The organism is Rhizobacter sp. P2_H2 (assembly GCF_056403375.1).
On sequence record NZ_JBFUFP010000190.1, the window covers coordinates 1 to 7,235 of the forward strand.

Genomic DNA, 7,235 nt, shown 5'->3' on the forward strand with positions numbered 1-7,235 from the left:
CGCGGCGGTGGCCGCCGTGGCCCAGGCGGTGGCGCGCATCGATGCCGGCTCCGGCAGCGTCACCGCGGGTTCGACGATCACGTTGAGCGGCAGCGGCTCGTCGGCGCCGGCCGGCCACACCATCACCGGCTACCAGTGGACGCTGACCGCCGGCAGCAGCATCGCGAGCTTCACCAGTGCCACCAATGCCGCGACCGTGACGGTCGCGACGACGGCGGCCGGCAGCTTCACCGTGAGCCTGACCGTCACCGACGACGCCGCGCACCAGGCGACCAGCACCGCCTCGGTCACCGTGTCGGCCGCGTCGACGCCGACCACYCCCACCACGCCGACGACGCCGAGCGCCTCCGCCCCGAGCGGCGACAGCGGCGGCGGTGCCCTCGGCTGGCCGTGGCTGGCCGGGCTGCTCGCGGCGGTGCTGGCGCTGCGCGGGCCGCACGGCCGGCGCAGACCCTTGCACACAACTTGAGGCCCCGCATTGGGGCATGATCTCCACTCGACGGAGACATCCCCATGCGCCACTTCCTGACACTCCCCTGCGCCCTCGCGGTGCTCGGCGCCCTGGCCGCCGGTCACGCCGCCGCGGCGACCCCCCTGCCGGACCGTTCGCTGCCGGCCGCCTCGACGGCGCCACGCGCGCTCGGTCTGCTGGTGAAGCTGAAGGACGCACCGTCGCACGAGCAGGCCGCGGCACTCGGCATCACGAGGGCGGGCACCGAGCGGCTGCAGGGCGTGATGCGCGCCTCCGGCCTCGCGCCGCTGAAGATCTCGCCGAACGGGCGCGCGGCGCAGCGGGTCGATTTCGACCACGTGCTGTCGGCCGGCGAGGCCGCGACGATGGCCGCCAAGCTGCGGGCGCAACCGGACGTGGAGTGGGTCGTCACCAACGACCTGGAGCGCCGGCTGGCGCTGCCGAACGATCCGCGTTTCCCGAAGACCGTCAGCACCACCGGGCAGTGGTGGCTGCAACCGGTCAGCGGATCGAACACGAACGTCGCCAGCGACCGCATGCGCGGCGTGCCGGGCGTGCAGGGCGCCTGGGACACGACGCAAGGCAGCGCGACGGTCACGATCGCGATCCTCGATTCGGGCGTTACCACGCACCCGGACCTGTCGGCAGCGCGCTACTGGCCGGGCCGCGATTTCGTCTCGGAGATCGAGTACGCGAACGATGGTGACGGCTGGGACACCGATCCGAGCGATCCGGGCGACTGGGTCTCGCAAGCGGACCTGAGCAATGCGGCCTTCAGCGGCTGCGGCGTCGAGGACAGCTCCTGGCACGGCACCACGACGGCGGGCATCGCGGCCGCGTCCAGCAACGACGGCACCGGGGTGGCCGGCGTCAACTGGACCAGCCGCGTGCTGCCGGTGCGCATCTCCGGCAAGTGCGGCGCGACGGTCGCCGACATCGTCGACGGCATGCGCTGGGCGGCGGGCCTGCAGGTGCTGGACAGCAGCAACAACACGCTGCCCATCAACCCGCATCCCGCGCGCGTGATCAACCTGAGCTTCGGCGGCAGCAACGACTGCAACGCCGCCTACCAGAGCGCGATCAACGACCTGGCCGCGGTGAACGCCGTCGTGGTCGCGCCGGCCGGCAACGAGAGCGGCAAGGTGACGCGTCCGGCCAACTGCAGCGGCGTGGTCGGCGTCGTCGCGGTGAACCGTGACGGCTTCAAGGCCAGCTACTCGAACTTCGGCGCCAGCATCCAGATCGCCACGGTCGGCGGCGACACCTCGCAGATCGGCGCATGGGGCGGCACGATCAACGACGATGGCCTGCTGACGATCAGCAACGGCGGATTCAGCACCCCCGGCACGCCGATCTACGCCAACGAGTTCGGCACCAGCTTCGCGACGCCGCTGGTGTCCGGCGTGCTGAGCCTGATGGTCAGCGTGAACCCGAACCTGACGACCGCGCAGGTGATCGACGGGCTCAAGCGCAGCGCGCGGCCGCACGTCACGTCGCCGGTGGTCGGCGCGTGTTCGAACTCGAACCCGGGCCGCTGCATCTGCACCACGAGCACCTGCGGTGCGGGGCTGATGGATGCGGCGCAGGCCCTGGTGTACGCGGCGAACCCGACCGGCTACACCGCGCCGAACTGGTCGTCGGTCGTGATCGACACCCCGGCGCTGCGCACCGCCGCGGCCCAGGGCCAGGACCTGCCTTCGAACGGGCTGGGCAACGATCCGGGCAATCCGCCGATCAACCCGCCGGGCGACGATGGCGGCGGCGCCCTCGGCTTCGGCTGGCTGCTGGGCTTGCTGGCTGCGGTGGCCGCGCTGCGGCGTACGGTTCCGGCCTGATCGACGAACCCGGATGGCCATCCGGGCTGCGAATCACTTGGCGCAGCTGCCGAACGGCCGGCCCAGCAACGCGTCCGATTTCAGCGCCATCACCTGCGCCCACAGCGCATCGTCGGCGCGCGGGATGCGCAGCGTGTGGCTCACGCCCGGCGCCGACAACTGCGCGACCCGCGCGGTGCGCACGCCGCGCTGCGTCAGCTCGGCCAGCGCCTTGTCGGCCGTGTCCTTGTTGTCGAAGCGGCCGAGCGACAAGCCGACCTCGAACTCGGGGGCGTTGCGCAGCTCCTCGTACGGCACCTTCATCCGCTTGAGCTCGTCTTCCTTCTTCTGCAGGCCTTCGCGGTTCGGGTACTTGCCCATGTAGACCATCCAGACCGCCGGCAGCTCGTTCCTCACGCTGCTCCAGCTGCCGGGCGGCAAGGCGCTCTGCAACGCGGACTCGGCGCTCGCGATCTGCGCCGGCGTGTACGGACCGGCCTCCAGGCAGGCCAGTGCCGGCTCGCCCGGGGTGCCGGCCGGCGCCGAGGCCGCGCCCGCCGGCAGGATGTGCACGCTGTCCGCGCGCACCTGGCGCGCCAGCCGCTCCGGCTCGCGGTCGCCCTGTGCGCGCACGCCGACCACGCCGTCGAGCTGTCCCTGCGTCCAGGCCCAGAAGCCCAGGTTCGCCAGCAGCAGCAACAGCACGATCGCACGCAGCATCAGGCGTCCTCGGCCTGCGGGTCGGGCGCGCCGCCGTCCGCCGGCGTCAGGCGCACGCTGACCTCGCCGCTGCCGACCTCGCGCGGGCCGTCGGCGGTGAGCACGCGCAGCATGCCGTTGGCACTGACGCCGTCGGCGATGCCTTCGGCCACGTCGGCCTGCGTCGTCGTGATCGCGCGGCCGCGCAGCAGGTCGCGTGCGGCGAAACGGTCGACGAAGGCACCGAAGCCGCGCCGGTTGAACTCGATCAGCGCCTTCACCAGCGGCAGCGCGACGCGCGCGAGCGTGGCCGGCGCGGTCAGCGCGGGGTCGATCTCCTGCACGCAGCCGTAGCCGGTGTTCAGCTCGGTGGCATGCATCGGCTGCACGTTGATGCCGATGCCGATCACCGCCAGCCGCCGCGGGCCGGCCGCCACCGTCTCGATCAGCACGCCGCCGAGCTTGCGGCCCAGCCGGCCCGCGTCGGATCCGGCCTCCATCAGCCACAGGTCGTTCGGCCACTTCAGGCCGATCCGTGGCGCACTCGCATCGCCCGGCGTGCGCGGGTCGAGCGCGTCGGCCAGCGCACAGCCGACCGCGAGCGACAGCCCCGACCAGTCCGGCGGGTTCATCGGCAGCGACAGCGAGAAGGTCAGCGAGGCGACCGGCGCGGCCTTCCAGACGCGACCCATGCGGCCGCGGCCGCCGGTCTGGTGCTCGGCCACCAGCAGGCAGGGCTGCACGTCGGCGGCGCGGCGGCCGAAGGCGGCGCTCTCGACGCTGCGGCGCACCTGCACCAGCTCGGCCGCGGCCTCGTCGATCGCGCTGATGTTGACGCGGGCGCGCTCCAGCAGCGCGGTGTTGGTCGACGAGATGCGCGCGACGACCTCGACGCTGAGCCCCGGCAGCAGCGGCTCGAGCTGCTGCCACAGCGCCTCGGCACCCCAGTGCTGCGGCGATGCCGCAGGCAGCGTGGTGTCGGGGATGTCGTCTTCGGTGGGGTCGCTCATCGCAGCCTCAGCGCTTCGGGGCGAGCATCGTGCCGCGGCAGTTGCGGGTGCCGCAGCGGCATTCGTATTCCTTCTTCAGCTTCGGCGTGTAGCGCTCGTCGATGATCAGGCCGTAGTCGTAGAACAGTTCCTCACCCGGCTTGATCGCGCGTCTCGCCTTGATGAACACGCGGCCGTCGATCTCGTCGGATTCGCAGTTCGGCGTGCAGGCGTGGTTGATCCAGCGCGCAGCATTGCCGCCGTACTTGGCGTCGATCGCCATCTCGCCGTCGTCGAGCTGGAAGTAGAAGGTGTGGTTCGGGTCCTTCGGGTCGTGCGGATGGCGGCGCAGCGCCTCTTCCCAGGGGATCACCTCGCCCTTGTACTCGATCACGACCTCGCCGCGGGCGATCGGTGCGATCGCGAACACGCCCTTGCCGTGCACGCCGGAGCGGCGCACCTGGATGCGCCGGCCGGCGGCCGTGGCGCCGGCGTCCTTCGCGGGGGCGGTCGCTCTGGACCGAGGGGTGGACCGAGGGGACTTGGCGGTGCCGGCTTGCGTCATCGGTTTCTTTGGGTACATTGAATTCATGGGTGCGCGCGCGTGCATGCGTGTGCGTGCATGCGCGCGAGAAGCCCGGATTGTAGAGAGCACGCGCCGACCCCGGCCGAGCCATCACCAGAAAGTCCCATGAGCAAGTCACTGATCATTGCCGAGAAGCCCTCCGTCGCCCAGGACATCGTGCGTGCGTTGACGCCCACCGCGGGCAAGTTCGAGAAGCACGACGAGTACTTCGAGGGCGAGCACCACATCGTGACCTCCGCCGTCGGCCACCTGCTGGAGATCAAGGCGCCGGAGGAGTTCGACGTGAAGCGCGGCAAGTGGAGCTTCGCGAACCTGCCGGTGATTCCGCCGCACTTCGACCTGAACCCGATCGACAAGAGCAAGGGGYGGCTGAACGCGATCGTCAAGCTGGTCAAGCGCAAGGACGTCACCGACCTGATCAACGCCTGCGACGCGGGGCGCGAGGGCGAGCTGATCTTCCGGCTGATCCAGCAGCACGCGAAGAGCAAGCACCCGGTGCGCCGGCTGTGGCTGCAGAGCATGACGCCGGCGGCCATCCGCGACGGCTTCGACAACCTGCGCAGCGACGAAAGCCTGCAGGGCCTCGCCCAGGCGGCGCGCAGCCGCTCCGAGGCCGACTGGCTGGTCGGCATCAACGGCACGCGGGCGATGACCGCGTTCAATTCGCGCGACGGCGGCTTCTTCCTGACCACCGTCGGCCGGGTGCAGACGCCCACGCTGTCGATCGTCGTCGAGCGCGAGGAGAAGATCCGCAAGCACGTCTCGCGTGACTACTGGGAGCTGAAGGCCACCTTCGCGGCGCAGGCCGGCGAGTACGAGGGCAAGTGGTTCGACCCGAAGTGGAAGAAGAACCCCGACGACGCCGAGCAGCGCGCCGACCGCCTGTGGAACGCGGCCGACGCGCAGGCCATCGCCGAGGCGGCGCGCGGCCAGCCGGCGAGCGTCACCGAAGAGGCCAAGCCCAGCACGCAGAGCTCGCCCGGCCTCTACGACCTGACCACGCTGCAGCGCGAGGCCAACAGCCGCTTCGGCTTCAGCGCGAAGACGACGCTCAGCATCGCGCAGGCGCTGTACGAGAAGCACAAGGTGCTGACCTACCCGCGGACCGACAGCAAGCACCTGCCGGAAGACTATGTCGCCGTCGTGAAGGACACGATGCAGATGCTCGCCACCGACGACCTGCCCGGCCCGCTGCGCCCGCTGTCGGCGCATGCGGCGAAGGCGCTCAAGGAGGGCTACGTCAAGCCGAACAAGCGCATCTTCGACAACGCGAAGGTGTCGGACCACTTCGCCATCATCCCGACGCTGCAGGCGCCGCGCAGCCTGACCGAGGTCGAGGCCAAGCTGTACGACATGGTCGTCAAGCGCTTCCTCGCGGTCTTCTTCCCGCCGGCCGAGTTCATGGTCACGACACGCATCAGCACCGTGAAGGCGGCGGGCAAGGAGCACAGCTTCCAGACCAACGGCAAGGTGATGGTGAAGCCGGGCTGGCTCGCGGTGTACGGCCGCGAGGCGCAGGAGGACGACGCCAACCTGGTGGCGGTGGCCCCGGGCGAGCTGGTGCGCACCGAGGACGTGGCGGTCAACCCGATGAAGACCAAGCCGCCGGCGCGCTACAGCGAGGCGACGCTGCTGTCGGCGATGGAAGGCGCCGGCAAGCTGATCGACGACGACGAGCTGCGCGAGGCGATGCAGGAGAAGGGCCTGGGCACGCCGGCCACGCGCGCGGCCATCATCGAAGGGCTGATCCTCGAGAAGTACATGCACCGCGAGGGCCGCGAGCTGATCCCGACCGCGAAGGCCTTCCAGCTCACGACGCTGCTGCGCGGCCTGGGCGTCGAGGACCTGACCAAGCCCGAGCTGACGGGCAACTGGGAATTCCAGCTGTCCGAGATGGAGAAGGGCAAGCTCAGCCGCGAGACCTTCATGGCCGAGATCGCCGCGATGACGCAGCGCATCGTCGCGAAGGCCAAGGAGTACGACCGCGACACCATTCCCGGCGACTACGCGACCCTCAAGACACCCTGCCCGAACTGCGGCGGCGTCGTGAAGGAGAACTACCGCCGCTTCACCTGCGTGGGCACCAGCCCGGCCGAGGACAACGGCTGCGGCTTCTCGATCAGCAAGATCCCCGGCGGGCGCAGCTTCGAGCTCGACGAGGTGGAGCGCTTCCTGGCCGACAAGAAGATCGGCCCGCTCGAGGGCTTCCGCTCGAAGGCCGGCTGGCCGTTCACCGCCGAGCTGAAGCTCGCGTTCGACGACGAGATCAAGAACTGGAAGCTGGAGTTCGACTTCGGCGAGGACGCGAAGAACGCCGAGGCCGGCGAGCCGGTCGACTTCTCCGACCAGGAGAGCCTGGGCCACTGCCCGAAGTGCCAGGGCCGCGTCTTCGAGTTCGGCAGCTCCTACGTCTGCGAGCATGCGGTCGGCGCGCACATCACCTGCGACTTCAAGAGCGGCAAGATCATCCTGCAGCAGCCGGTGGCCCACGAGCAGATGAGCAAGCTGCTCGCCACCGGCAAGACCGACCTGCTGGAGAACTTCGTCTCGAACAAGACGCGGCGCAAGTTCAAGGCCTTCCTGGCCTTCGACAAGAAGGAGGGCAAGGTCAGCTTCGAGTTCGAGCCGCGCGCCGCGAAGCCGCCTGCCAAGACGGCCGCGGGCGAGGCCGCGGC

General features: G+C 70.4%; 6 protein-coding genes. 3 read left to right on the forward strand and 3 right to left on the reverse strand.

What is annotated here, in order from left to right:
- Together AC1D15_RS12745 and AC1D15_RS12750 are read left to right on the forward strand one after the other, a co-directional pair.
- The coding region (locus AC1D15_RS12745) for a PKD domain-containing protein (RefSeq protein ID WP_477826261.1) at positions 1-469 on the forward strand (469 nt) is incomplete at its 5' end.
- A 44-nt stretch (positions 470-513) separates the two neighbouring features.
- Positions 514-2,307: a S8 family peptidase gene (locus tag AC1D15_RS12750; protein ID WP_477826262.1), complete on the forward strand. Its 1,794-nt coding sequence runs from the start codon at positions 514-516 to the stop codon at positions 2,305-2,307.
- A gap of 33 nt (positions 2,308-2,340) precedes the next feature.
- On the opposite strand, the gene AC1D15_RS12755 is transcribed toward AC1D15_RS12750, so the two are convergent.
- The 3 genes from AC1D15_RS12755 to AC1D15_RS12765 are packed head-to-tail and all read right to left on the reverse strand — an operon-like array spanning position 2,341 to position 4,539.
- Positions 2,341-3,006, reverse strand: coding sequence for a hypothetical protein (locus tag AC1D15_RS12755; RefSeq protein ID WP_047501524.1), 666 nt, complete (start codon positions 3,004-3,006; stop codon positions 2,341-2,343).
- The gene (locus tag AC1D15_RS12760; protein ID WP_052211333.1) at positions 3,006-3,995 is read right to left on the reverse strand and encodes a biotin--[acetyl-CoA-carboxylase] ligase; all 990 of its coding nucleotides are present in this window, start codon (positions 3,993-3,995) and stop codon (positions 3,006-3,008) included. Before AC1D15_RS12760 ends, AC1D15_RS12755 begins: the two co-directional genes overlap by 1 nt.
- A 7-nt stretch (positions 3,996-4,002) precedes the next feature.
- Positions 4,003-4,539, reverse strand: a complete 537-nt coding sequence (locus tag AC1D15_RS12765; protein ID WP_477826263.1) for an SET domain-containing protein — start codon at positions 4,537-4,539, stop codon at positions 4,003-4,005.
- Positions 4,540-4,665: 126 nt separating this feature from the next.
- Here AC1D15_RS12765 and AC1D15_RS12770 point away from each other — a divergent pair.
- On the forward strand, positions 4,666-7,235 hold a 2,570-nt coding region (locus AC1D15_RS12770; RefSeq protein WP_477826264.1), incomplete at its 3' end, for a DNA topoisomerase III.

Excerpts from the sequence above, each read along its gene's own strand:
- AC1D15_RS12750 (WP_477826262.1), top strand. The coding sequence starts at position 514 with ATGCGCCACTTCCTGACACTCCCCTGCGCCCTCGCGGTGCTCGGCGCC.
- AC1D15_RS12755 (WP_047501524.1), bottom strand. The coding sequence starts at position 3,006 with ATGCTGCGTGCGATCGTGCTGTTGCTGCTGCTGGCGAACCTGGGCTTC.
- AC1D15_RS12765 (WP_477826263.1), bottom strand. The coding sequence starts at position 4,539 with ATGACGCAAGCCGGCACCGCCAAGTCCCCTCGGTCCACCCCTCGGTCC.
- AC1D15_RS12760 (WP_052211333.1), bottom strand. The coding sequence starts at position 3,995 with ATGAGCGACCCCACCGAAGACGACATCCCCGACACCACGCTGCCTGCG.